The sequence below is a fragment of the Synechococcus sp. CS-197 genome (assembly GCF_025128215.1).
In the GTDB taxonomy this organism is placed as follows: domain Bacteria; phylum Cyanobacteriota; class Cyanobacteriia; order PCC-6307; family Cyanobiaceae; genus Synechococcus_C.
Window position 1 is genome coordinate 88,654 of the sequence record NZ_JAHLZC010000017.1, and the last position, 23,648, is coordinate 112,301.

25 protein-coding genes and 1 tRNA gene are annotated in these 23,648 nt (G+C 63.5%); 12 read left to right on the top strand and 14 right to left on the bottom strand.

The genetic code is table 11. The annotated features are described in order from the left end of the window. Nucleotides 1–1,632: a 2,3-bisphosphoglycerate-independent phosphoglycerate mutase gene (gpmI, locus tag KQ296_RS07400; RefSeq protein ID WP_011933888.1), complete on the bottom strand. Its 1,632-nt coding sequence runs from the start codon at nucleotides 1,630–1,632 to the stop codon at nucleotides 1–3. A 150-nt stretch (nucleotides 1,633–1,782) separates the two neighbouring features. Here gpmI and pyrR point away from each other — a divergent pair, with 150 nt between their 5' ends. Next, on the top strand, nucleotides 1,783–2,343 hold the full coding sequence (gene pyrR / locus KQ296_RS07405; RefSeq protein WP_011933887.1) for a bifunctional pyr operon transcriptional regulator/uracil phosphoribosyltransferase PyrR: 561 nt from the start codon (nucleotides 1,783–1,785) through the stop codon (nucleotides 2,341–2,343). On the opposite strand, the gene KQ296_RS07410 is transcribed toward pyrR, so the two are convergent. The 3 genes from KQ296_RS07410 to KQ296_RS07420 form a co-directional block, all read right to left on the bottom strand. After that, nucleotides 2,328–2,549 carry a ferredoxin-thioredoxin reductase variable chain gene (locus KQ296_RS07410; protein WP_006043330.1) on the bottom strand — a complete coding sequence of 74 codons (222 nt, stop codon included), beginning with the start codon at nucleotides 2,547–2,549 and terminating at the stop codon, nucleotides 2,328–2,330. The two genes, pyrR and KQ296_RS07410, sit on opposite strands and share 16 nt — an antisense overlap. A 28-nt stretch (nucleotides 2,550–2,577) precedes the next feature. Continuing rightward, a complete protein-coding gene (locus KQ296_RS07415) occupies nucleotides 2,578–3,423 on the bottom strand; it encodes a hypothetical protein (protein ID WP_011933886.1) in 846 nt (281 codons plus the stop codon). Nucleotides 3,424–3,492: 69 nt separating this feature from the next. Beyond that, the gene (locus KQ296_RS07420) at nucleotides 3,493–5,121 is read right to left on the bottom strand and encodes an Hsp70 family protein (protein WP_011933885.1); all 1,629 of its coding nucleotides are present in this window, start codon (nucleotides 5,119–5,121) and stop codon (nucleotides 3,493–3,495) included. Nucleotides 5,122–5,160: 39 nt separating this feature from the next. Between KQ296_RS07420 and KQ296_RS07425 the strand changes: the two genes are divergently transcribed. The 4 genes from KQ296_RS07425 to KQ296_RS07440 all read left to right on the top strand — a co-directional run bounded on the left by KQ296_RS07425 (nucleotide 5,161) and on the right by KQ296_RS07440 (nucleotide 6,664). Further along, nucleotides 5,161–5,445, top strand: a complete 285-nt coding sequence (locus tag KQ296_RS07425) for a hypothetical protein (RefSeq protein WP_011933884.1) — start codon at nucleotides 5,161–5,163, stop codon at nucleotides 5,443–5,445. Nucleotides 5,446–5,470: 25 nt separating this feature from the next. After that, the gene (locus KQ296_RS07430; protein ID WP_006043334.1) at nucleotides 5,471–5,698 is read left to right on the top strand and encodes a DNA-directed RNA polymerase subunit omega; all 228 of its coding nucleotides are present in this window, start codon (nucleotides 5,471–5,473) and stop codon (nucleotides 5,696–5,698) included. Then, nucleotides 5,695–6,084 (top strand): DUF1818 family protein, encoded by a 390-nt coding sequence (locus KQ296_RS07435; protein ID WP_011933883.1) that lies wholly within the window; start codon nucleotides 5,695–5,697, stop codon nucleotides 6,082–6,084. The genes KQ296_RS07430 and KQ296_RS07435 overlap by 4 nt, the downstream gene beginning before the upstream one ends. Nucleotides 6,085–6,382: 298 nt before the next feature. Further along, nucleotides 6,383–6,664, top strand: coding sequence for a DUF2811 domain-containing protein (locus KQ296_RS07440; RefSeq protein ID WP_011933882.1), 282 nt, complete (start codon nucleotides 6,383–6,385; stop codon nucleotides 6,662–6,664). Here KQ296_RS07440 and KQ296_RS07445 read toward each other — a convergent pair. The 6 genes from KQ296_RS07445 to KQ296_RS07470 form a co-directional block, all read right to left on the bottom strand. Further along, nucleotides 6,616–7,389 (bottom strand): hypothetical protein, encoded by a 774-nt coding sequence (locus KQ296_RS07445; protein WP_011933881.1) that lies wholly within the window; start codon nucleotides 7,387–7,389, stop codon nucleotides 6,616–6,618. The genes KQ296_RS07440 and KQ296_RS07445 overlap by 49 nt on opposite strands. Next, nucleotides 7,373–7,819 carry an EVE domain-containing protein gene (locus KQ296_RS07450; protein ID WP_186473448.1) on the bottom strand — a complete coding sequence of 149 codons (447 nt, stop codon included), beginning with the start codon at nucleotides 7,817–7,819 and terminating at the stop codon, nucleotides 7,373–7,375. Before KQ296_RS07450 ends, KQ296_RS07445 begins: the two co-directional genes overlap by 17 nt. Nucleotides 7,820–7,858: 39 nt before the next feature. After that, entirely contained in the window at nucleotides 7,859–9,250 is a 1,392-nt protein-coding gene (murD, locus tag KQ296_RS07455) for a UDP-N-acetylmuramoyl-L-alanine--D-glutamate ligase (RefSeq protein WP_011933879.1), read from the bottom strand. Nucleotides 9,251–9,278: 28 nt separating this feature from the next. Beyond that, a tRNA-Val gene (locus KQ296_RS07460) sits at nucleotides 9,279–9,350 on the bottom strand. Between the two features lie 74 nt (nucleotides 9,351–9,424). Continuing rightward, complete coding sequence (locus tag KQ296_RS07465; RefSeq protein ID WP_011933878.1) at nucleotides 9,425–10,204, bottom strand: photosystem II S4 domain protein; 780 nt, start codon at nucleotides 10,202–10,204, stop codon at nucleotides 9,425–9,427. After that, nucleotides 10,201–10,731 (bottom strand): hypothetical protein, encoded by a 531-nt coding sequence (locus tag KQ296_RS07470; protein ID WP_011933877.1) that lies wholly within the window; start codon nucleotides 10,729–10,731, stop codon nucleotides 10,201–10,203. Before KQ296_RS07470 ends, KQ296_RS07465 begins: the two co-directional genes overlap by 4 nt. 137 nt (nucleotides 10,732–10,868) lie before the next feature. On the opposite strand from KQ296_RS07470, the gene serA reads away from it, so the two are divergent. The 4 genes from serA to KQ296_RS07490 all read left to right on the top strand — a co-directional run bounded on the left by serA (nucleotide 10,869) and on the right by KQ296_RS07490 (nucleotide 14,280). After that, entirely contained in the window at nucleotides 10,869–12,455 is a 1,587-nt protein-coding gene (gene serA, locus KQ296_RS07475; protein WP_011933876.1) for a phosphoglycerate dehydrogenase, read from the top strand. Continuing rightward, on the top strand, nucleotides 12,455–13,348 hold the full coding sequence (gene prmA, locus KQ296_RS07480) for a 50S ribosomal protein L11 methyltransferase (protein ID WP_011933875.1): 894 nt from the start codon (nucleotides 12,455–12,457) through the stop codon (nucleotides 13,346–13,348). Before serA ends, prmA begins: the two co-directional genes overlap by 1 nt. A 141-nt stretch (nucleotides 13,349–13,489) precedes the next feature. Further along, a complete protein-coding gene (locus KQ296_RS07485; RefSeq protein ID WP_006043345.1) occupies nucleotides 13,490–13,789 on the top strand; it encodes a ferredoxin in 300 nt (99 codons plus the stop codon). A gap of 101 nt (nucleotides 13,790–13,890) precedes the next feature. Further along, on the top strand, nucleotides 13,891–14,280 hold the full coding sequence (locus tag KQ296_RS07490; RefSeq protein ID WP_011933874.1) for a hypothetical protein: 390 nt from the start codon (nucleotides 13,891–13,893) through the stop codon (nucleotides 14,278–14,280). Between the two features lie 86 nt (nucleotides 14,281–14,366). Here KQ296_RS07490 and psbV read toward each other — a convergent pair whose 3' ends face one another. Both psbV and rnz read right to left on the bottom strand, forming a co-directional pair. After that, nucleotides 14,367–14,879, bottom strand: coding sequence for a photosystem II cytochrome c-550 (gene psbV / locus KQ296_RS07495; RefSeq protein WP_011933873.1), 513 nt, complete (start codon nucleotides 14,877–14,879; stop codon nucleotides 14,367–14,369). Nucleotides 14,880–14,965: 86 nt separating this feature from the next. Further along, entirely contained in the window at nucleotides 14,966–15,937 is a 972-nt protein-coding gene (gene rnz / locus KQ296_RS07500) for a ribonuclease Z (protein WP_011933872.1), read from the bottom strand. An 88-nt stretch (nucleotides 15,938–16,025) separates the two neighbouring features. Here rnz and KQ296_RS07505 point away from each other — a divergent pair, with 88 nt between their 5' ends. From KQ296_RS07505 to KQ296_RS07515, 3 genes are read left to right on the top strand one after another with little or no spacing between them, the layout of a single operon-like run. Then, complete coding sequence (locus KQ296_RS07505) at nucleotides 16,026–17,438, top strand: SpoIID/LytB domain-containing protein (RefSeq protein WP_011933871.1); 1,413 nt, start codon at nucleotides 16,026–16,028, stop codon at nucleotides 17,436–17,438. After that, nucleotides 17,429–18,238, top strand: coding sequence for a glucosamine-6-phosphate deaminase (locus KQ296_RS07510; RefSeq protein ID WP_011933870.1), 810 nt, complete (start codon nucleotides 17,429–17,431; stop codon nucleotides 18,236–18,238). Before KQ296_RS07505 ends, KQ296_RS07510 begins: the two co-directional genes overlap by 10 nt. Beyond that, nucleotides 18,235–21,924: a hydantoinase B/oxoprolinase family protein gene (locus KQ296_RS07515; RefSeq protein ID WP_011933869.1), complete on the top strand. Its 3,690-nt coding sequence runs from the start codon at nucleotides 18,235–18,237 to the stop codon at nucleotides 21,922–21,924. The genes KQ296_RS07510 and KQ296_RS07515 overlap by 4 nt, the downstream gene beginning before the upstream one ends. 17 nt (nucleotides 21,925–21,941) lie before the next feature. Here the strand turns inward: KQ296_RS07515 and KQ296_RS07520 are convergent, their stop codons facing one another. Beyond that, a complete protein-coding gene (locus tag KQ296_RS07520) occupies nucleotides 21,942–22,685 on the bottom strand; it encodes a YebC/PmpR family DNA-binding transcriptional regulator (RefSeq protein WP_011933868.1) in 744 nt (247 codons plus the stop codon). Nucleotides 22,686–22,738: 53 nt separating this feature from the next. Next, complete coding sequence (truB, locus tag KQ296_RS07525) at nucleotides 22,739–23,641, bottom strand: tRNA pseudouridine(55) synthase TruB (RefSeq protein ID WP_011933867.1); 903 nt, start codon at nucleotides 23,639–23,641, stop codon at nucleotides 22,739–22,741. Nucleotides 23,642–23,648: the final 7 nt, after the last annotated feature.

Sequence of the window (23,648 nt, forward strand, 5' to 3'; positions counted from 1 at the left end):
TCAGACTGGCTGGGGCAACTTGGCGCTGGACGGCGCTGGCGTGTCAATAGCTTCAATCAAGCTTTGACCGGTCATGGCTGCAGGTTTGTCGAGGCCCAGCAGCTGCAGCAGTGTTGGGGCGATGTCCGCAAGACCACCTTCGTCGCGCAAGCGCAGCGCATTGCCCATGCCCACCAGTTTGCGCCTCTCACCCTCGACAAGAATCACAGGCACGGGATTGGTGGTGTGTGCCGTCCAGGCCTCACCATCGGCACCGCGCATGCACTCAGCGTTGCCATGGTCGGCAGTGATCATCAAGGTGCCGCCCATGCGTCCGACGGCATCGAGCAGGCGACCGATGCACTGGTCCACGGTTTGGATCGCTTCGGTGGCGGCTTGCATCACTCCCGTGTGCCCCACCATGTCCGGATTGGCGTAATTGATCACGACAAGGGAATAAATCCCCTGTTCGATGGCGGCGATGCAGCTGTCGGTGAGCGTGTCGGCGGCCATGGCCGGGGCCTGGTCATAGGTGGCCACCCGGGGAGAGGGCACCAGATGCCGGTCTTCTCCATCGAGGGGCTGCTCGATGCCGCCGTTCATGAAATAGGTCACATGAGGATATTTCTCGGTTTCCGCTGTGCGGTATTGCTTCAATCCTTCAGCAGCCACCACCTGGCCGAGGAGGTTGTCGAGGGATTCGGGAGGGAAGGCCACCTCCACGGGCAGTCCGCTTTCGTATTGCGTGAAGGTGACAACATCCAATTTGGGATGGTGCGGACGCTCAAAACCCTCGAATGCATCCAGGGTGAGGCTCTGAATGATCTGACGCGCGCGGTCGGGACGGAAATTGAACATGAGCAGGGCGTCACCGTCTTGAAGATGGCTGCTGCTCAGGCGCGTGGGCTCCAGAAATTCATCGGTGGTTCCCGCGGCGTAGCTCGCTTCGAGAACGGCTGAAGCGTCGTTGTTGCTGCAGGGATGGGCAGGATCTGTCAGCAGCGCGTAAGCGCGTGCGGTGCGTTCCCAGCGCTGGTCGCGGTCCATGGCCCAGTAGCGGCCGCACAGGCTGGCGATCTCGCCCACACCGCAGGACTGGATGGTGTCTTCGATGGTGTGCACGTAGCGCGGTGCACTCTGGGTGGGTGTGTCCCGCCCATCGGTGATCGCGTGAATGGCCACGGATTCGATCCCTTCTTCAGCAGCCCAGCGCAGTAGACCGCAGATGTGATCGACGTGGCTATGCACGCCGCCATCGGAGCAGAGCCCGAGGAGATGGAGCGTTCGGCCGCTCTCGCGCAGGCGCGCAGCCAGCTTGCTGAGCGCGGGCACTGCTGCGAGTTGGTTGGCGCGCACCGTGTCACCAATGCGCACCAGCTCTTGGCGAATGATGCGTCCTGCGCCAATCGTGAGGTGGCCGACCTCCGAATTCCCCATCTGCCCGTCAGGGAGTCCCACATGGGAGCCGCTGGCCTGGATCAAGGTGTTCGGATAGGCGTGCCTCAAGGCATCCATCACCGGGGTCTCGGCCGATCGGATGGCGTTGAAATCGCTGCCTTCACGGTCGCCCCATCCATCCAGGATCGCGAGCACCACAGGTGCCACCGACGACCTCTGTTTGGGATGTCCAGCTTGGCGATCAACCGCGTTCACTCAGCGTGTCTCCCTTCTTAAGGACTTCTCCAGATTCACAAGTTACCTCCGGATCCCTCCATCAGTGAATCGTCCGCCGCTGAACGGTCAGCTTTCGCGGACGCCCCGCCGGCTCAAACGCATAAACTCAGCGCCCTGCTCACTGGATCCATGGGGACGGGCGGCCATGATGAACGGATCGAGATTCTTTCGTCCGACGAACTGAGAAGAACGTTGATGCGCCTGGCCTCTCAAGTGCTTGAGAGCGTTGGTGGGCTTGATGATCTCGTCTTGCTCGGCATCCCGACGCGGGGTGTCCAGCTGGCTGCGGTTTTGGCGCGTGCTCTGGAAGAACAAGCTGGTCGGCCGGTGGCCAGAGGAACCTTGGATCCCACCTTTCACAGGGACGATCTCGAGCGCGTGGCCATGCGACCGGTGACAGGCACCGACCTTCCTGTGGGTGTGGAAGGGCGGGATGTGGTGCTTGTGGATGACGTGATTTTCACCGGTCGTACGGTGAGAGCGGCGCTTGAGGCGATTCAGGCCTGGGGACGTCCCCGCAGGGTTCTGCTGTTGGTGATGGTGGATCGCGGACATCGCGAACTGCCGATTCAGCCTGATTTCTGTGGGCGCACCGTTCCGACGCGTCGCTGTGAAACGATCGAACTGCGTCTGATGGACGTGGATGGTGAAGAAGGGGTGTTTCTGCGCAGAACTCAGGACGCAACCTGAAGTTCATCACTGCGGAAATGGGCCTTGTAGCGACCAAAGGCCACGATCACCGGAAGCGTTGGGCTGATCGGGCGCCCTTTCCATTCCGTCAGCACGGTGACCACCTCTCCCTCACTGCCCTGGAGATCGAAGGATGTGCCCCGATGTTCGGGATGGTTGTAGACCACCACTGATGAGGCGACGACGACCTTGTCACCAGGCTGCATGAAGTCACGAGTCAATGGGCGAATTGTCTCACGGCTTCTTCGCCTTGCAGAGGCTTTCAGGCCCCTCCTCCACCAGCACACCGCCGAGATCGGAGCAACCGGCAACGAAAGCGCTCCAAGGATCCATGCCTTCGCCAATGCGCTGTTCAACGGCCTCGTTCAGGCGTTCCAGATCCACGCTGTGATCAGGGAGATCACCGTGACTGGTGTGGCTTTGCTGATCGCGAAGGTTCTTGATGGCGGTTTCGATCTGACGTCGCAGCGGCAGGGCATGGCGCTGCCACCAGGGATGGTCGAGTTGATTCAGCACACTCAAGGCTTCCCACCATTGCTGACGCTGGACCCGCTCCTGCAGGCGCTCATGATCGACGCGATTGCGGTTCCAGGTTTCTTTCAAACTGTCGCTGAGTTGGCTCCCCGTGCGCTGCCCCCTTGTCTCGAGGGGGGACAAGGTGGCCAAGGCTGCGTCGAGGTTTCCAGCTCGGAACTGGGCCAGTGCCTTCTCGCGGACCTGAGAACGCCACTCTTTCAGCCGCTGGCGATCACTGGTCTGCTCCGCTTGGCTGCCGACTGCAGAATTCACAAGCTGGGTCTGCAGTTCCAGTGCTTTGCCTGTGTTTCCGGCTTCCCAGGTGAGCTGCGCTTGGCGGCGTCTGCAGAACGCTTGCTCGAGGGGCGCTTCTGTCCCTAGCCAACGCAGGGCGGCCAGCTGCTCTCCATAGCGCAGGCATGCATCCAGGTCGCCAGCCGCAGCAGCGTTTTCGAGGCGTTTGGGCAGCTGCTGCTCCCACCAGTAGGCGGTTCCGCAAAGCGCCAGAACGCCACCCAGCGTGGCGATCAGCCAAAAGCGGGGGAGAGGGCGTCGAAGCGCCAAGACACACTTGAAAGGAATCCCTTTCTATGGACTCCTGCGACGCCGGACATCCCGTTGTGGACGGACCGGTTACCGCACGGTGCCGAGGCTGACTCTTTCGAGGCGCCTGCCGTTGCGAAGGTCTTCCCCCTCCATGATCAGCTCGGCATGCTCATCGAGCACAAAGTGCAGTTTCAGGCAATCCTCTCCAGGCTGAGCCGGGGGATTGAGCATCAGGGTGAACGAAGGACCGGGACGCTCCTTCACAGCTGCTGCATCGGATGTGCGTTCGATCACCTGCGGAAGTCCATCGACAAGTCTCACCTCGTGGCGTGCCTCCAGCTCTGGCTCGCCCAGGACGAATTCAAGGGTGGTTTGATCCACGGCACTGGCACTCAGCACCAGCTCAAAGGGCTGGCTTGATGGCCAGGGTTGTCCTGCAACGAAGAGAGGGTGCCAGTGATGTCGGTTGCTGCGACGGTCCCAGCAGCGCAAGGCAATTCCCCGTTGCAGAAGATCGAGAATCCGAACTCCCGGTGTGAGGCTGAGGGCTCCGCGGGCGACGGCTTCCATCGGAGGTGGGGTGCAGAGAGGAACCGGGCTCATGAAGCGGGTGAGCCACGCGCGCAACTGGGGGAGATGGGCGCCTCCACCAACGATCACAACGGCGCTGAGGTCGCTGCGGCGACAGCCTTGAACGGCGGCAGACCGCAAGGTCTGATTGAGAAGCTCCTCCAGGAGCAGGAACAGTCCCCGTTCCTCCAGGATCTGGGTGAAGCGTTTGCGGTTCATCTGCAACGTGGCGGGAGTCGCCATGGCGGGACTGCTGGCCAGTTCCGTCAGTTCCTCCTCATCGTTGATGTCGGTGTTTGAAAGTCGGCATTTGAGTCGTTCGGCTGCAGCGAGACAGGCGGTGAATCCATCGCCTTCGCAAGGAAGGCCTGGCGGTTGGAGTGCGTCGAGGATCCAGCGGTCGAGATCTCGACCCCCCAGCGCGATCCCTGCTTTTCCGAGCACGCGCGCCTGACGGAGGGTTTGACGACTTTTGCTGAGGTTTCGGCTCTGGAAGCGCAGCAGCTGCGCCAGAGGTGCGGCGCGGCCTTCGCCTCCCTCCAGGGCCACGAGTGACAGATCGAGTGTGCCGCCGCCGAGGTCCACAACCAGCAATTTCGCTCCTGCCGGTAACCCCGCCCCAAGGGCTGCGGCCGTGGGCTCATCCACCATCGCGATTTCAGGAATCTGCAGCGGCGCACAGGCGTTCAGCAGCCACTGGCGGTAGGACGCGTCCGTTTCCACCGGCGCGGTGAGCACGAGGCGTTCGATGGTGAGATCTTGGGGAATCCGCTTCCAGATTTCCTGGAGCAAGCGCGCTCCAGCCTGATCAGGACTGAGCCGCTGACGCCACTCGGAGGGAACGGGAAGGCCGATCCAGCGCTTGAAGTCTCGGTGGAGCTGGGGAGCATCACGGTCGCCCAGGCCGCTCTCCAGCACCTGGCGGCCCACCAGAAGCCCGTCTGTGTCTTGATCATCCAGCCAGAGCATCGAGGGGACCTCGCCTGCTTCGCGACTGATCGGCGCCAGGTCAATCAGCTCGATTCCCATCGCGTCGCAGGCCTGAAAGGCCACCACGGTGTTGGTGCTTCCCAGATCAATCGCCAGGGTCCCGCGTCGGGAAAGATGAAGGTTTTGTTCGCCAGCGCGGGGCTTCGTCATCCCCATGGGCACGTTGGAGGAAGGTTGAGACTACGGGGATCAGTCATGGATCGGTTACGGCGACTGGTGTTTTCCTTTTACCGGGAGGACCCTGAGATCGAGGCGGAGCTGGAACCCCTTCGGGACTGCCGGATGTCGAGGAGCTGGGGAACCATCCGCGTGGAGTGTGTGGATGCCGGTCATCTCGAGGAGGTGAGTGCCTTGCTCAGCCACCTGCGTCGCCCGCTGGTGGCGATGGGGCTGGGGCGTCAGATCGTGCTGCGCGTGCCGGGCCGTCCACAACGCTGTTATCCGATGCACATTCCCTTCCACAGCGACCTGTTCACTTAAGATGCTGAATTCCTTGGAACTGGGCATGCTCACGGCCGGAGTCGACCATCAGGACCTTGCCAAGCGAGGAGAAAGTCTGATCCGTCAGTCGAGCAATCGCTATCTGACAACGGTGCGCATTGCGTTTCGTGCCAAGCAGCGTCGCTTTGATGATTTCGACGGCTTGCTGGAGGAATCCAGCGTGAAGCCTGTGCAGCGAGCCATCGTGGAGCTCAGCGATGAGCAGGATCAGCCCGATCTCCTGCCGGGATGATTCAGCAGGAGGGTCCCGGCTGGAGACTGGCCAGGGATCCTCAACGCCATCCCTATGGCGCACTGATTGGTGGGGAGACCTGGGCCGTTGAGCTCACCGAATCCGAGGCCGGCGCGTTGGCCTCGTTAATTCAGGATTTGGTCGACCACCATGCGGCCCTGCGCGGGCAGCTGATGGACGAGGAGCTGATCACCCTCGAGCTGGAACGCATTCCATGGTGGGGATCTCTTGAGGGAGATCGTGAGGGTTGGTCCCTGCAGATGATTCTGAGGCCGGAGGACGGCTGCGAGCGAGGTGTGGAGGTGTTTTGGCCGGCCCCAGCGGCCGCAGCCGTGGCCGCTGCCATGAGAACGCTTTGGGACTTCTCCACTGATCAGCTGAACTGATCAATCGCGATGCACTGATTTTTCCCGAGGCTTTTCCGCGCTTGTGCCACTGTTTTCCACAGGCCTGGCGCCGGTATCGGGCTTCTGGCCTCGCTCTGTGGAAAAGGGCAGTGATTGCGCGTGGGGAGGTTGACGAAGCTGCTTGCGGCTGGCCTGTCGTTCCATGAGGCAAATCCCCGGCTGTGAAGGCTGTCTGCCACTGAAATCTCATTGGGAGAGTTGTTGGGATTGCCCAAAAAGTGCTGCCTTGACGCAGCGTTGTTGATGTGGAGAACTGGTAGCCATTGGAAGGGATTGCATGCACCTGGTTGATCAAACGGTTGAAACGACGAGCCAAGCTGGACCTGCGTGTGCTGCTCTGGAGGAATCCGGTTCTGTGAGCTTTCAGACGGAGGTCTCCCAGCCTCTCCAGCAGGCCATGGTGGGGTTCATTGAGCGTTGCCCCAACTGGGATCAATACCGTCTTGTGCAGGCTGCAATCGCGGGATTTCTGATTCAGAACGGTGTTGATTCCCGCGAGATCACCCGTCTTTATGTGGGAAGCATGTTCCGGCGTGAATCCCTGTCCCAGGGGGTTTGAGTCCGGCAGCTGGCCATCAGGAGCAAGGCCGAGAATGGAATGCTCAGCAGAAGGCCCAGGCAGGCGCCCATCAGGCCGATCAGGTTGACCCCCAACAGAAGTCCCAACAGGGCGAGCACCTTGATGCGGTTGGCTTGAACAATTTTGCGGCTGTGCTCCATCGCGGCCAGAGGGCGATGGCCGTAGTGCACCAGTAAGGGGAGAGCCAGTATCTGGCTGAGGGACCAGGCCGCCAGCGCTAGCAGTCCCAAGAGTAGAACTGCTGTGGAGAGAACCCCGCTGTGGGATGCGATCAGCCCGCTGAGGATGCGGATCACATTCAAGGCACCGATGAACACCACCCCCTCGAGCAGAACAAGCGCTGTGGTTTGGCGCAACAGCCAGCGCAGGGGGCGCCCCTTGCCTGGACTTGTGTCGGCGTCGGAACCAGAACCCACGGGCAGAAGTTGATCGGCCAAGCGCAGCAGCGACACCAACGGTCCAAGGGTCGCAGGGATTGTCAACAGCAGCAGGGCGTTCCCCGCGAGTCGGAGGCCGCTGTGCCCGCTCTCCTGGAGGTCGCGAGCGAGGACGCCAAGACCGGTTAAGGCAATCAGGGTCAGTGCGGTCAGCCCGACGCATTGCCATGGGGCTTTGCCGAACCCGATCCAGGCTCTCGGAATCAGGGTGGTCAGCGGCAGGCGTTCCGCGCTGGACACCTGCTGAGGGTCACTGGAGAGGGCCAAGTCGCTTCAACAGATCGTGGGCAATGGCCTCGTCCACAGGGAGGATCGAGAGACGATTGCCACGCTTCACCACGGCCAGTTGTTCGGGTTGGTAGGCCTGGCGCAGATCGTCAAGGCTTAAGAGGCTTCCAAACCGGCCCTTGTAGGTGAGTTTGACGCAGTCCCAGCGGGGTGCTTCCGGCTTTGAGGCTGGATCGTGGTACTTAGAGGAAGGATCAAACTGGGTGGGATCAACAAGACCCGTTTCGCTGACCTCCATGAGGCCAATGATGCCGGGGGGTTTGCAGTTGGAGTGATAAAAAAAAGCCTGATCGCCAATGGCCATTGACCGCATGAAATTGCGGGCCTGGTAATTGCGAATTCCATCCCAAAGGGTGGTGTGCTCCTGTTGGAGATGGTCAATCCCGTACACATCGGGCTCACTTTTCATCAACCAGTAGGCCACGGATTTCGCAGTGTTTTCCGCAGCCTAGAGATCTTTCACCGCATTGATTAACCGCCGGAAATGATCGCCTCTGGCCTCGAAGTTGGGGTACTGGTCGAAACTGGCACAAGCCGGTGACAGCAGCACGCTGCCGGCCTCAAAGTCCTTGGCAAGGCTCAGGGCTTGCGGCACGGCCGCGTTCAGGTCGGCGTGATGCATCACCGGACCTGAGAAGCCAGCGGTCTCGATCAGATCGGCGAGCTCCCCGGCGCCTGCTCCAAACAGAACCACGCCGCACACCTGGGACTGGAGAAGCTCCAGCCATGGATCTGCATCGCCCTGCTTGGTCTGACCGCCGGCGAGGAGAACCACAGGCGCCTGCACGGAGCGCAAACCCACGGCGGCAGCGTCGTAATTCGTGGCCTTGCTGTCGTTGAACACGGGAATGCCCCCAACCGACCCAAGGGGTTCAAGCCTGTGCGGGACCCCGGTGAAGCAGCGCAGTGCCGCCTCGATACTGGACGCTGAGACACTCGCTTCCAGCGCAGCAGCGGTCGCTAAAAGCATGTTCTGACGGTTGTGATCGCCGGGCAGGGGTAAGGCGTCGGCCGGGAACAGTGGCCGCTCTCCCTGGCTGACCCAGCCCTGAGCATTCACGCTGATCCTGTGGATTGAGTCCTTGTCGGGGCCATCATCGGCGCCGGACACCCAGCGAAGGCCTGGCCGTGACCAAGCACCGCAGTGTTGGCGGATGTCGGCGTCATCCGCATTCAAAACGGGAGTCTCTGCGCGCTCCAGCAGGCCCCGTTTGATGGCGCGGTACGCCGCGAGGGTTCCGTGCCTTTCGAGGTGATCCGGTGTGAGGGTTGTCCAGATTCCGATGCGCGGCGACACCTCCCCTGCGGCTTCGATCTGATAGCTGCTCATCTCCATCACAACCCAGTCGGGCTTGGGTCTGGTTCCTTGCAGGACTTCAAGGGCCAGTTCGGCTGCGGAATGACCAACGTTGCCCGCCATGGGCGCTTCAAGGCCGGCATGGGCCAGCACGTGTTGGAGAAGATGGGTGACTGTGGTTTTGCCGTTGGTGCCGGTGATGCCGATCCAGGGAATGCCAGAGAGGGCATCCCAGGCCACTGACATTTCACCGCGGACGCGCAGGCCCTGGGCGCGCAGGGCATTGAGTGTGGGGTGATCCCAGGCAATTCCAGGACTGATGACCACCTCTGAGGCCTGGTCGAGCCAGGCGGTGAAGCTGTCAAGCTCGAGGGGGCGCCCCAGCTCGATGGTGATGTTCTGCTGGCGCAGGGCATGCGCTGTGTCTTGCAACGCCGGGGTATCACCCCGTTCGAGCACCACCACGTCGTGCCCTTGAGCCTGGAGCAACCGGGCCGCGCCCAAACCCGATCGGCCGAGCCCGACAACGATGGACAGAGGCATCAAGAAACTCCTGTCCCATCAAGGGAAATGGGCGATACTGGAATCGAACCAGTGACTCCTACCGTGTCAAGGTAGTGCTCTACCTCTGAGCTAATCGCCCGCATTGTCACCCTTCAGAGAATCTGCGGTGATCGGTTGGATCGATGTCCACCGGGTGAAGTCGAAGTTAGCAGCTCACCGGCGCATCATTTCGACTCGCCATCGCTCACGCTTGGTGAGCGTCAGGCTCAGCACCTCCACGCTTCCGCGGTCCTGGAGTTGCAGTTGATCGCCCACCTTGACGTCTCGACTGGCCTGGCGGATCGCTCCCCAATTCAGTCTGAGGCGTCCTTCCTTGATCTCCCGCGTCACCTTGGAACGGGACAAACCGAAGCCCGCTGAGGCAATGGCATCAAGCCGGCAGGACGCCTCCACGCTGCGCAGGAGCCGCGGCGTGCGCCTGGCAGGCCATTGCAGAGCATCGAGAGGAACCGTTTCCAGCAGAAGCGGTACATCGCGAACCTGTCCAGTCAGTCCGTTGAGCTGCTCTCCGGCCTCCGGGGTGCAGACGGCTTGCGCTCCCCGGTCACCGCGCAGCCAGAGATCACCGATGGAATCTGCGCTCACATCGAGTTGCATCAGCGCCTGACGCATGTCATCGGGTTCAGCGCGGTCAAAAAGAAAGTTGCCTTCCAGGCGAAGACCGCAGAGCGGGGCTGATTCCGCGTCAGCCTCCTGATCGCGGCGGCTCAGTTGAAGCCGGCAGCGTTCGGCGCCTTCCCGGCCTCCATCGCGCACCATTCGCAACTCCGCGAGGGCCTCGAGCTTTCCGGCCTCCTCCAGTTCAGGGCCAGTGAGAAAGGGACTCCAGCTGGGTTGCCAGGTGCGCAGCACCTCTTCGGCCTGATCGAGGAGCCGAGCCATCACCGCCCGATGGCAGGAGCCAGCGAGGAGCGCATCTCTTGGCAGTGTCATACGTCGCTCAGCCGCACAACCTGCTGGGGACGCACCTTTTGAACGAGTGTCCAGGGAAGCTCCACCCCGGGTCGGGTCTCGAGCAGGAGTAACCAGGCGTTTTCCTTGTGACGGTTGCGCAAAATCCGCACGCCGTCTTCGTTATCAGAGGGAACGCTGGCGGCTGCTGCATAGCTGCCCATCAGACCGGATCCAAGACCCAGCAATCCTCCAAGCACCATTTCGCCGAGCGTTCCGAAGCGGGCAAAGGTGTCGAGCGTTGTGATCTGGGTAAAGGTGGCTCCGGCCAGGAAACCGAAGGGCATCAGCCACCGCGACATAGAGCGCTGACGCTTCGTTCTGGTCAGGCTTGGATTCAAAAGGTCGACCTCGTCGATGCGCTCAGCTGTTAGCTCACCGGAGGAAGCAGGTTCATCGTCGGGAGCCACGAGCGCCACTCGCAGCAGATGGGTGCCTGCCTCCCGCAAGGAGGCCACGAGGTTCTCAGCGGCGTCGCGTTCGCTGAGCACCAGGACACAGACGGGCATGGACAGACTCGGCGCGAGGGCACATTCTCCATGGTGTGCCGCTGAATCAGAGGGGCTGCGGCGCAGCCTTCTCGATCAGGGCTCAGGAGCGATCGGATCAATCTCTAAAGTGGATGGCGGCTTTCTCCTGCCGCTGGATGACCAAAGTTCTCGTTTCAGACCCCATTGATCAGGCGGGGATCGACATCCTCGGGCAGGTGGCTCAGGTGGATCAGCGCACGGGCCTTTCGGCCGAGGAGCTGAAGTCCATCATCGGTGACTACGACGCTTTGATGATCCGCTCAGGCACTCAGGTGACGGCGGATGTGATCGCTGCGGCTGATCGCCTGCGCATCATCGGCCGGGCTGGTGTGGGTGTTGACAACGTCGATGTTCCCGCGGCGACCCAGCGCGGCGTGCTGGTGGTGAACTCGCCGGAAGGCAACACGATCGCGGCCGCTGAGCACGCGCTCGCGCTGCTTCTGTCACTGTCGCGCCACGTGCCCCAGGCCCACGGTTCCATGCGCGCCGGTGCTTGGGACCGCAAGAAGTACGTGGGAAATGAGCTCTACAAGAAAGTGCTCGGTGTGGTCGGTCTGGGCAAGATCGGTTCCCATGTGGCCCGGGTGGCCAAAGCGATGGGCATGGAGGTGATTGCGTTCGATCCCTTCATTTCTGCCGATCGCGCCCAGCAGATGCAGGTGCGCCTCACCACGCTCGAGGATCTGTTCCGCCAAGCGGACTACATCACGCTGCACATTCCCCGCACGCCGGATACCGAAAATCTTGTGAATGCCGAGCTGCTGCGCTCGATGAAGTCCACAGCTCGCATCGTGAACTGCGCTCGCGGCGGAATCGTGGATGAGGCGGCGCTGGCCGAAGCGATCGAGAACGGTGTGATCGCTGGAGCAGGGCTGGACGTGTATGCCTCAGAGCCACTGTCGGAGGATTCTCCCTTGCGGGCGGTCGAGCGCGGTTTGGTACTGACACCCCACCTCGGCGCCTCCACGGAGGAAGCCCAGGAGAATGTGGCCACGGACGTGGCTGAGCAAATTCGGGATGTGCTGCTCGGTCTTCCCGCCCGCAGTGCGGTGAATATCCCTGGTCTCAGCGCGGAGATCATGGAGCGTCTCAAGCCCCACCTTCAGCTTGCCGAAACCCTTGGATTGCTGGTGAGTCAGCTCAGTGGCGGTCAGGTTCAGGAGCTCGAGGTGAGGCTTCAGGGCGAATTTGCTCTTCATCCTTCCCAGCCTTTGATGGTGGCAGCGCTGAAGGGTCTGCTCACCAATGCTCTTGGTGATCGCATCAACTATGTGAATGCCTCCTTGGAAGCCAAGGGACGGGGCATTCACGTGCTGGAGGTGAAGGATGACGCCAGCCGCGACTTCGCCGGTGGCTCGCTCCAGTTGACCACCCGCGGCGGCCAGGGAGGGCACAGCGTGACCGGTGCGGTGTTTGCTGATGGGGAGCTGCGGGTCACCAACATCGATGAGTTTCCTGTGAATGTGCCCCCCAGCCGTCACATGCTCTTCACCCGCCACCGGGATATGCCCGGGATCATTGGCCACCTCGGCTCTCTTCTGGGTGAACACAACGTGAACATCGCCTCCATGCAAGTGGGGCGCCGGATCGTGCGCGGGGATGCCGTGATGGTGTTGAGCATCGACGATCCGATTCCCCCGGCGTTGCTGGCCACGATCCACGGGATCAACGGGATCCAGGAAGCGCATCCCGTCACGCTGTGATGTGGTGGCGTCTGTCCCTGCCGCTGCAGCCAGAGCTGGAGGAATCCCTGCTCTGGAAGCTCACGGCCATGGGACTGCATCGGGTGGCGGTTCAGCATGCCCCTGAGGCTCCTGATCAACGCACGCTGCTGGCCTGGCTTCCTGCCCATGAATGGCCGCAGGACCAGCGGCTTGAGCTGATTGCGAGCCTGGCTCCCCTCGCTGAAACCTTCGACCTTCAGCTGGCGGACCCGCAATGGGATGAGTTGGCCGATGAAGATTGGAGCCGCAGCTGGAAGCAGCACTGGCAGCCAGATCCTGTGGGGAAGGGGCTTCTCATCCTTCCCGCCTGGCTCAGTGTTCCTGAGGAGCATGCCCAGCGTCTGGTGCTGAAGATGGATCCCGGTAGTGCCTTCGGGACCGGGAGTCACCCCACCACACGCCTGTGTTTGGAGGCTCTCGAAGCCGCGCCGCCCCAGGGGTTGCGGGTGGCTGATCTCGGATGCGGGAGCGGTGTGCTCGGCCTGGCGGCACTGGGTCTCGGGGCCCGCGAGGTGATGGCCGTGGATACCGACTCCCTGGCTGTCCGAGCCACCTCAGAGAACGCGTCCCTCAACGGTCTGGCCCCTGAAGCGCTGCGCGTTGCTCAGGGGTCTCTGGAGACCTTGGAGACCCTTCTGGCGTCTCAGCCGTCGGACCTTCTGCTCTGCAACATCCTGGCGCCGGTGATCGAAGCCCTGGCGCCAGGCTTTCAATCCATCCTCAGCGCCCAGGGGCGGGGACTTCTGAGTGGGCTCCTGGTGGAGCAAGCTCCGCGCCTGACCGACGTGCTCGAGGCGCTGGGCTGGTCGGTGCAGCCTCTCGCCAGTCAGGGGCGCTGGGGACTGCTGGAGATCCGCCGGAAAGTTCAATAAGCTGGGCTTATGTAAGTATCGGATTTGATTGGCCTTGGCCCTAATGCTCAGTGGAAGCGTGTGGGGGGACGCCTGTCCGATGTAGAAGGGTGCGGTCCTGCGAGCCCGATTGCTTCGGGTCTCTGCACACTTCATCCATCCATGGCTTCTTACAAGGTCACTCTGGTCAGCGAGAGCGAAGGTCTCAACAAGACCATCGAGGTTCCCGACGATCAGTACATCCTCGATGCCGCTGAAGAGCAGGGCATCGACCTGCCCTACTCCTGCCGCGCCGGCGCCTGCTCCACCTGTGCTGGCAAGATCACCGCTGGCACCGTTGACCAGTCCGATCAGAGCTTCCTGGACGACGACCAGATCGAAGCTGGTTTCGTGCTCACCTGCGTGGCCTACCCCACCTCTGATTGCACCATCAAGACCCACGCCGAGGAAGAGCTCTATTGAGCCCCTCCGCAACAATCAGCTCTCCCTAACCGGAGAATGCTCTGCCACCCCCAGGGGTGGCTTTTTGTTGGCAGGGTGGTGTGTGTCTGGCCGATCGAAGGATGTCCTCCGCCACCGCTGCTACTCCCCTGCGACCTGAGGTTGATGGGCTTCTTGCTCATGGCACGGTGCATACCAGTCCTGGGGGCCAGTACAGCTTCAGGGTGATCGGTCCCTGTTGCCGGCTGTTCGATCGCGATGAGCTGCCCTGGCCCTGCTGCCGCCTCGTGTGGCGCAGCAAGGAGCCGAGTTGGCGCCGGGTGGGCCGTCGTTTCGTGCCCGACCTCGCCTCCCGTCGTTGCCCCTCCTATGCGGTTGAGCTGCTTCAGCCCGGTTCCAGGCCTACCGCCACCGTGCTGACGCTGTTCTCCATGCGTTTCACTCCTGAGCTTCAGGAGTGGTGGTACAGCCGGCATCCCCGTTCCTTTGATGCGGCCAATCAACAGCCTTGAGCAAGGCCGGGTTTGGCAAGCCATTAAAAAAGCCCGCTCTGCAGCGGGCTTCAAAGGGGCATTCGAGACGAAGGCGTTTGGATGAATCAGAAGTAGATCTTGCCGCCGCCCCATTCCTGGCCCAGCACTTTTGGAGCCACGAGGATGTAAGCCGACATCAAGCGCAGATCTTCATCTGTGAGGTCACGCATCGCGGGATAAAGGTCCCGGCTGCGCATGCTGGGGTGAAGGTCGGCGATGCTGTATTCCCCGTCGTAAGACGTGGGGTCCTGGAGGTAATCCACCAGCGCTGCCACGTTGTCGCGGGCTGGGGTGGCCAGGGCCAGGGTTTCAGGGTCGAGGCCAACGTTGTGGTTGGTCTTGGTGATGCCACCGGCATGGCAGGTGCCGCAGCTGGTGTTGAACACCTTGCGTCCAGCTTTCACCTGCTGCTCCGAGAAGGTGACGGGACTGCCTTCGGCGTCGGCGGGAACCGTCAAGGTCTCCGCATCCCAAGAGGCAGCCTGGGCAGGGGTGCCGATCACCAGGACGGCGAAGGCCGACAGCACGATCAGCAGTCGGCTCAGGGAGCGACGCACGTTTGGGAGGAAAGAGGCCATAAAAATGCCGGAGACTGATGGAGACAGCACACAACGCTCTTGTATCACGGGGTGGGATCCCCCTGTGGCCGATCGCGCTCAGGCGATCACGAACTGTTGCAGCACGATGGATCCGTCTGCGGGGTGACGTCGATGGAAAGGAAGTCTTTGGCGAGCACCGTGGCGGGAAAAATCGCCTGGGCTTCAGCGAGCAGATCGTTTGCAGTGACAGCATTCCCCGGGGCATAGCGGGGACTGAGGTGGGTCAGCACCAGTTGGCTCACACCCGCCTCCGCCGCCGTTTGTGCCGCCATGGTGCTGGTGGAGTGCTGGCGTTGGAATGCCATCTCCGCTTCGGCATGGGAAAAGGTGGATTCGTGAATCAGAAGGTCCGCTCCGCGCGCGAGTTCCACGGCGGCTTCGCAAAACACGGTGTCGGTGCAGTACACCACGCTGGCTCCACGCCGCGGGGGGCCGCACAACGCGTGGCCGTCAATGCGGCGGCCATCATCAAGAGTGACGGTCTCACCGCGCTTCAAAGCGGCATAAACAGGCCCGGGTGGGATGTTCAGATCCCTGGCTTTGGCCACGTCGAATCGACCGGCCCGGGGCTTCTGATCCACCCGGTAGGCATAGGCGGGCACCCGATGATGCAGGGGCGTGGCCCGCACTTGCAGATCGTCGTCCTCGAAGACAATCCGTCCTGATTCGGCAGCTCCACGCACCGGATGTACGGCCAGCGGATAGCCAATGCGGGTGGAGCTGGTGCGCAGAACGCCGTGCAGGTAGGCATCGAGGGGATCCGGTCCGTAGAGATCCACCCCGGCACTGCTGCCGCTCAGCCCCAGGCTGGCCAGGAGCCCTGGCAGCCCGAACACGTGATCGCCGTGCATGTGCGTGATGAACACGCGGCGCAGTTGGGAAAGGCGCAGATCGCTGCGCAGGAATTGGTGCTGCGTGCCTTCTCCGCAGTCAAACAGCCAAAGCTCCGACCGTTGCGGCAGACGCAGCGCCACGGCTGACACGTTGCGGGCGCGGGTCGGAACTCCGGAACTGGTGCCGAGAAAGGTGACCTGCACGGCGGAGCGGGCTCAACGGCCAATCTGCCACGGAGGCCTGGCTCTCCGGCAACAGGAGGGGCACACTGGGCGCCCATCGGTGCCTGGAGTGTCCCCGTTCGTCTCCAACCTGCGGCCAGTGCTCAGGGCTGTCGCGCTGGCGCCCCTTGCCGTCGCTGCCCTTGCGGGTGAGCCGCGGGTTGCGGTGACCGCCCAGGAGCCGATGATGCGGGTTCTTATTGCCGAAGCACAGACGCTGCAGTTCAGGGCCGATGCTGCGCTGCCGCTGCGGGTGCGCGGCCTCGGAGGACAGGAGCGCTCTCTGCAGCGGTTGTCGGTCAGCCTCCGTGGCGGCTCCCTGCTTCTCGATGGTTTGGGTCAAGCGCCATCCCTGCGCGTGTCCACGGATGATCCCAGGGGCCTCTGGCTCGGCCAGCGGCGCTACCGCGGGGATGTGCTGCTTCTGCCCCGGGGCGGTCGCGTGCTGGCCATCAACAGGCTTGGGATCGAGACCTATCTGCCCAGTGTGGTGGGCAGTGAGATGCCGGCCAGCTGGCCGCTCCCCGCGCTCCAGGCCCAAGCGGTTGCCGCACGCACCTACGCCCTCCGGCAGCGGGGTAAAAAGGGCGACTTCGATGTGAAAGCCACCGTTGCCAGCCAGGTGTACAAGGGCGTCGAATCGGAGACCCCACGCACTCGGGAGGCCGTCGATACCACCCGATCCCTGGTTCTGGTGCATGGCGGCCGTTTGATCAATGCGGTGTTCCACAGCAGCTCGGGTGGGGCGACCGAGCCCAGCGGCGAGGTGTGGCGCCAACAACTGCCCTATCTGGTGAGCGTTCGCGATCACGACGACCACAGCCCTGTGCACCGATGGAACAAGCGCTTCGATGGCAGCGATCTTCAACGGCTCTTCAAGGAGACCGGCGGAGTGGAGACAGTGCGTGTTCTGAGCACCAGTTCCACTGGGCGGGTGCGCTCGGCTCGTATTCAGGGGCCGAGAGGGGCGTTGGTTCTGTCAGGGCGTGAGCTGCGTCAGCGGCTTGGCCTCAAAAGCACGATGGTGCGTTTCGCCATGGTGAGCGATGGCGACAGGGAGCTCTCTCCAGCACGTCCGTTGGATTCCGAACCAGCCCGCGCGCGGCCGGCTCTGATCGGCCTTTGGAGCGATTCGGCCAGTGGCTCCACTGAAGCTGCGGATCCGGGGCTTGCGCCACCACCGCCACCGCCACCACCGCTGCAGATGCCTCTCACTTTCAGCAACCACGACCGCCCGAACAGCCACGACCGCCCGAACAGCCTTGATCGTTCAAACAGCCTTGTGCTCGAAGCACAAGGCCAGGGGTATGGGCACGGTGTGGGTATGAGCCAATGGGGAGCCCACGGTCTTGCTGAGCAAGGGGCTGATTTTCGCCAGATTCTTCTTCACTACTACCGAGGGGTGCAGATTCGTCCCTACCGGCCGAGCGATGATCCAGCGCTGGCATTCAGCCCAGGACCGGAGCCAGCCTGGTGGGGTTGATCCCTGCCCGATCTGTGTCGAAGCTTCCCCCGTCCATCTCGGTTCAGCGCCGCCCTGATCCCGTTGCGCTGATGGATGCGGTGGTGGATGTGCTGGATGCGTCCCTGCAGACGGGTGTTCAGCAGCAACACTTCCGTCCTCTTGGCCTGGCCACCGGCCGCACCATGGAGCCTCTCTATGCGGCGCTCTGTGCGCGGCTGAAGCGCTGGCCTGCGCTCGATCTGCAGTGGCTACGGGAGCACTGGTGCAGTTTCAACCTCGATGAATACGTGGGGCTGCCGGTCGGGGATCCGCGCAGCTTTGCGGCTTACATGCAGACCCACCTGGCGGGTCCCCTGGATCTACCGACCGACCGGGTCAGACTTCCTGACGGCAAGGCCAGCGATCCAGGTTTGGAGGCGCGTCGCTACAGCACGGCTGTGCAGCAGGCCGGGGGACTCGGCCTCCAGCTTCTTGGCCTGGGCAGCAATGGCCATGTGGGCTTCAACGAACCGCCCTCAGGGGTCGACAGCCCGTGCCGCGTGGTGACGTTGCAGGCAGCGACACGGATTCAGAACGCTGACGCCTTCGGCGGTGACTCCGAGGCTGTGCCCAAGCAGGCGATCACGCTCGGGTTGCAGGAGATTCTCAGTGCCGAGGTGATTCACCTGATCGTGACCGGCAGCGCCAAGGCGGAGATTCTGCGCGCGGCCTTGTTGGAGCCCAGCACTGACCTGGTTCCCGCCAGCTGGCTGCAGCGGCATCCCCAGGTGCACGTGTGGGTGGATGATGCCGCCTATGCCCGTCTTTCGGCACCGTGACGCGCTGGCAGTTCTCGATTGATCGCGGCGGCACCTTCACCGATGTGGTCGCACGCCGGCCTGACGGAGGGCTGATCGTGCGCAAGGTGCTGTCGGTGCAGCCCGGCCTGAAGGGCGATCCGGCGGTGGATGCGATCCAGGCGCTCATGGCGACGGAAGGCCTCGGTTCCCCATCAGGCATCGAGGAGCTGCGTCTGGGAACCACCGTGGCCACCAATGCCCTGCTGGAGGGCAAGGGGGAGCCCGTGCTGTTGCTCACGAACAAGGGCCTGGCCGACCTGCTGCGCATCGGTGATCAGCACCGGCGGGACCTCTTCGCGTTGGAGATTCCCCCGTCACCTTCCCTGATCGCGGCAGTTGAGGAGGTCTCGGGACGTTTGGATGCGGCGGGGCGCGAGCTGGAGCCGCTGGTGATCGATGCCGCTCTGATCAGCCGGTTGCAGGCCCATCGCGCCGCGGGTCTGCGCAGTTGTGCCATCGCCTTGATGCATGCCTGGCGGACGCCAGCCCATGAACGGGCCCTGGCGGAGGCGGTGCTCGCCGCTGGCTTTGAGACGGTGATTGGCTCCCACCAGGTGAGCCCTCTGCCCCGACTGGTTCCCAGGGGCCAAACCACCCTGGTGGAGGCGGCTGTGCGGCCGGTTTTGCAGACCTACCTCAACCAGGTACAGGCTGCGCTGCAGGGACGCCCCCTGCTGCGGGTGATGACCTCCAGTGGAGGCCTGCAGGCCCCAAGGTCTCTGCTGGCCAAGGACACCATTCTGTCTGGGCCGGCGGGGGGCATGGTCGGTGCCGTGGCTGCGGCCCAACAGGCCGGTGTGGGGCATCTCCCCCTGGTGGGCGTGGATATGGGAGGCACGAGCACCGATGTGTTCTGCCTACCGGCAGGGGCGGCCGATCGCGACTGGGACCGCAGCCCCGAAACAGAGATCGCCGGTTTGCTGCTCACGGCATCGCGATTGCCGATTCACACGGTGGCTGCCGGGGGAGGCTCGATCATTCATGACGATGGCGGACGGGTGCTGGTGGGGCCCCGCTCGGCAGGAGCCGATCCAGGACCAGCCTGTTACGGCAGGGGTGGACCCCTCACCATCACCGATGCCCATCTGCTGCTGGGCCGGCTGCAGTCTCAGGCTTTCCCGGCGGTGTTTGGTCCGAATCGTGATGCCCATCCGAACCTGGCGATCACGCAGAACAAGTTCGCTGTTCTGGCTGAATCGCTGCAGCGCACACCGGAGGTTTTGGCGGAAGGGGCCCTCGACCTCGCGGTTGAGGCCATGGCAGCAGCCATCCGTCAGGTCTCTCTGTTCCGCGGTCATGACATACGTGGGGGCGTCCTGGTCGCCTATGGCGGTGCGGCCGGCCAGTTGGCCTGTCGCGTGGCCACTGCCCTCGGGCTGCGCCAGGTGTTGTTGCATCCCCTGGCCGGGGTGCTCTCGGCCTATGGGATTGCTCAGGCCCGTCCGCGGCAGCTGCGGCAGGCGGCGGTGCGCGAGCCCCTCGATGGCGCCTGCCTGACCCGCTTGCCAGCCCTGGTCGCCGAACAGCTGGCCTTGGCCCACGCTGCCCTGGAGCAGGTGTGCGGTCGTTCCGTGGCGGTGGGGGAGCAGCGGGTCCACCTGGAACTGCGGGATGGGGCCGCGGAACAGGGACTGCTCATCGCTCTTGAGCCTCCTCCGCAACAGCCTTCCCTGGAGAATCTGCGGGCAGCCTTTGCCCAGGCGCACCAGCAGCGCTTCGGCTATGCCCCAGCTCCCGACACCCGGTTGGTGGTGGAGCGGATCGACGTGGAGGTGCTGGCTGCGGCGGAGCTCTCGGCGCAGGGCCAGGACGAATGCGTAGGGCCTGCCGGAACTCTCGCCAGCGTTCCTGATGCAGCGATGGTGCATTGGCCGCAGAGCGGATGGTGTGCCGTTCCGGTGGTGCAACGGCTGCAGCTTTCCGTGAATCAGCGCTTGGAGGGCCCGGCCTTGATCCTCGATCCCACCGCTGGAACCGTGTTGGAGCCTGGTTGGTCAGCCCGGAGACTGCCGAACGGGAGTCTGTCGCTGGAGATGGATGGGGCGCGACCTGGGGGTGCGGCGATGCCTGCCGCTGCGAGTCGCGAACCTTGCCCCCCGCAGAGCCCCGATCCTGTGGATCTGAGCCTGTTCCATCACCGGTTCATGCAGATCGCTGAACGGATGGGAGAGCGGCTGCGTCAGACCAGTCGCTCGGTGAACATCCGCGAACGGCTTGATTTTTCCTGCGCCCTCTTCGATGGAGAGGGTGCCCTGGTGGCCAATGCTCCCCATATCCCCGTGCATCTGGGCTCCATGGGTGATGCGGTGGCCGATCTGCTGCTGCAGGTGCGTCGGGGCGACCGTCCTGCGTTACGGGACGGCGACACGATCATCAGCAACGACCCCTTCCACGGCGGCACCCACCTGCCAGATATCACCGCCATCACGCCGGTGTTCAGCGATCGGTTGGATGCACCGTTTGCGTTCGTGGCCTGCCGCGGGCACCACGCGGATGTGGGGGGACTGACCCCGGGGTCGATGCCCCCCTTCAGCAGGCGGATCAGCGAGGAAGGGTTGCTGGTGCGCAACTGGTGGCTGGTGCAACAGGGCGTTCTGAATCAAGACGGCTGGGCTGAGCTGGTGCGCCAGCAGCCCTTCCCCCTCAGGGCTCCGGATTTGCTCTGGGCTGATTTGCAAGCTCAGGTGGCGGCGAACCACCTCGGACTGCAGCTGTTCCAAACGCTGCTTCAAGTTGAGGGGCGAGCGCGCGTGGGTCGCTATCTCCAGCATGTGCAAGACCACGCCGCGAGCACCGTTCGCCGCCTGATCGATCGTTTGCAAGAGCGGCACTGCGAGGTGCAGCTGGATAACGGGGCCTGGCTGCGGCTGGCGTTGCGGGTGCAACGGCACCGTCGTGAAGCGGTGCTCGATTTCAGCGGCAGCTCTCTGCAAGGCGATCACAATTTCCATGCTCCGCTGGCAGTCACCAAGGCCGCCGTGCTGTATGTGCTGCGCTGCCTGGTCGAGGAGCCGATCCCCCTCAATGCCGGTTGTTTTCAGCCCTTGACCCTGGTGGTGCCGGAGGGGTGTCTGCTCAATCCCCGACCGCCTGCTGCGGTGGTGGCGGGGAATGTGGAAACCTCCCAGGCGCTCTGCAACCTTCTGTTTGCCGCGGTGGGTGCCATGGCGGCGGCTCAGGGCACGATGAACAACCTCACCTTTGGTGATGGGCGGCGGCAGTACTACGAAACGATCGCAGGGGGCGGCGGCGCGGGTCCGGGCTTCCCTGGGTCCTGTGGTGTGCAGACCCACATGACCAACTCAAGGCTCACGGATCCTGAAATCCTCGAACAACGCTTTCCCGTGAGGCTGGAGCGCTTCGGATTCCGCCCTGGCAGTGGTGGTGCCGGCCGTTGGCCCGGGGGCGATGGCCTGGTGCGGGAGTTTCGATTCCTGGAACCGATGACAGCGGCGCTGCTGTCGGGTTCAAGATTGGTGGCACCCTTTGGTCTTGAGGGTGGCGAGGATGGCGCGCCCGGGGCTGCGCGTCTCACCCGCGCGACTGGTTCCTGCGAACCGCTTCAGGGATGCGCCCAACTGGAGGTGCAGCCAGGGGATCGTCTGTTGATTGCGACCCCTGGTGGCGGAGGCTGGGGAGTGGCGACAACGGCGTCTGCCCCCTGAGCGGACCCTCCATCGGCTCACGGCACGAAGGCGTCGTCGATCTCCAGGTTTGTGCTGATGCTGTTCACGTCATCCAGGTCCTCGAGTGCCTCGAGAAGCTTGAGGCACTGCCGGGTGGTGTCTGGATCCTGGGGGACCACCTGGGTGAGGGGATGCCATGCATGGGTCCACTCCTGAACCTGCCAGCTCTGCTGCCTGAGCCCGTTCTGCAGGGACTCGAGGACTTCGTAGGGGCCATGGACCAGGGCTTGGCCGTCGTCGCCGAGTTCATAGCCATCGGCTTCGAGGCTCAGCAGGCTTTCCAGAAGCGCTTCTTCGCGCTCTGCGTCAGCCTCAATTCTCACCTCGCTCCGATGCTGGAACAGGTAGCTGACGCATCCACTTTCGCCGAGGTTGCCGCCGTGTTTGCTGAAGGCGAGGCGTAGCTCCGCCGCCGTGCGATTGCGGTTGTCGCTGAGGGCTTCCACCAGAACGGCCACGCCGCCTGGGCCATACCCCTCGTAGCGGATGGATTCCAGCTTGATGGCCTCTCCGCCCTGCCCTGATCCCTTGGCGATCGCCCGCTCGATGTTGCCAGCTGGAACGCCGGCGGCCTTGGCCTTGGCAATGGCCGTTCTGAGCTGGAAGTTGCCATCGGGATCAGCCCCCTGTCTGGCTGCAACGGTGATCTCGCGGCCGATCCGCGTGAACACTGCGCCCCGTTTGGCATCCACCACCGCCTTGGTGCGTTTGATCTGGGACCATTTGCTGTGGCCGGCCATCGGATGCGCTGACGTCCGTCTCTGGCACAGCACGGTACTGACCCGTCTTCAGGTCAGCCTCGGGCTTCGAACACGACTTTTGGTTGCAGCCCACCCGTCCCATCCGGCACGCCCAGGCCGAGCATGCGCCCTCCCTCGCTGAGCACCACCACCGCGTCGCTCTCCTGGTCGGCTCCTGGGGTGATCCGCCGTCCGCAGCTCCAGTCCTCCTGCTCACGGGCGGACAGGCGCCGCTGCGGGAGGTGCGCGAGGGCGTCCTGCGGAGGAAGCAGAGGCAGCGCCGGTGGATCTGTCGCGGTGGCCCCCGGCTCCGGCCGCTCTGGCAGGGGGATCGCCTGCGCGTCTTGAAACCCAAGGGCCTGGGTGCGGCGCAGGCTGGCCAGGCAGCCCCCACAGCCCAGGTTCTGGCCCAGATCTCTGGCCAGCGAACGGATGTAAGTGCCTGCTGAACAGTGCACTTCAACGCGCAATTGCCCCTGTTCCGGGCACCAATTGAGGAGGTGCAGGTGGTGAATCGTGATGGCGCGCTCCGGCAGATCCATCTGTTCACCGCGCCGCGCTCTGGCATGGGCGCGTTCGCCATCCACATGAACGGCTGAGACCTGCGGCGGGCGCTGTTGGATGAGGCCGCGGAATGGGGCAAGCGCCTGCTCCAGCTCGGCGCTGCTCAGGGCCGGCAAGGGCTGGCGTGAGCTGATCTCTCCCTCAAGGTCATCAGTGTTGGTGGTGATGCCCAGCTGGATCACTCCCCGGTAGGTCTTGTCGCCGGGGAGATAGGGCAGCAAGCGGGTCGCCTGCCCGACGGCGATCGGCAGAACTCCTGTCACCGCTGGATCCAGGGTGCCGCCATGGCCGACCCGTCGGATGCCGAGCAGGCGCCGGATCCGAGCGACGCAGGCGTGGGAGGTGAGGCCAGCCGGCTTGTCGATCACGGCAAAGCCAAGGGGCGCAGTCAACGGCAGG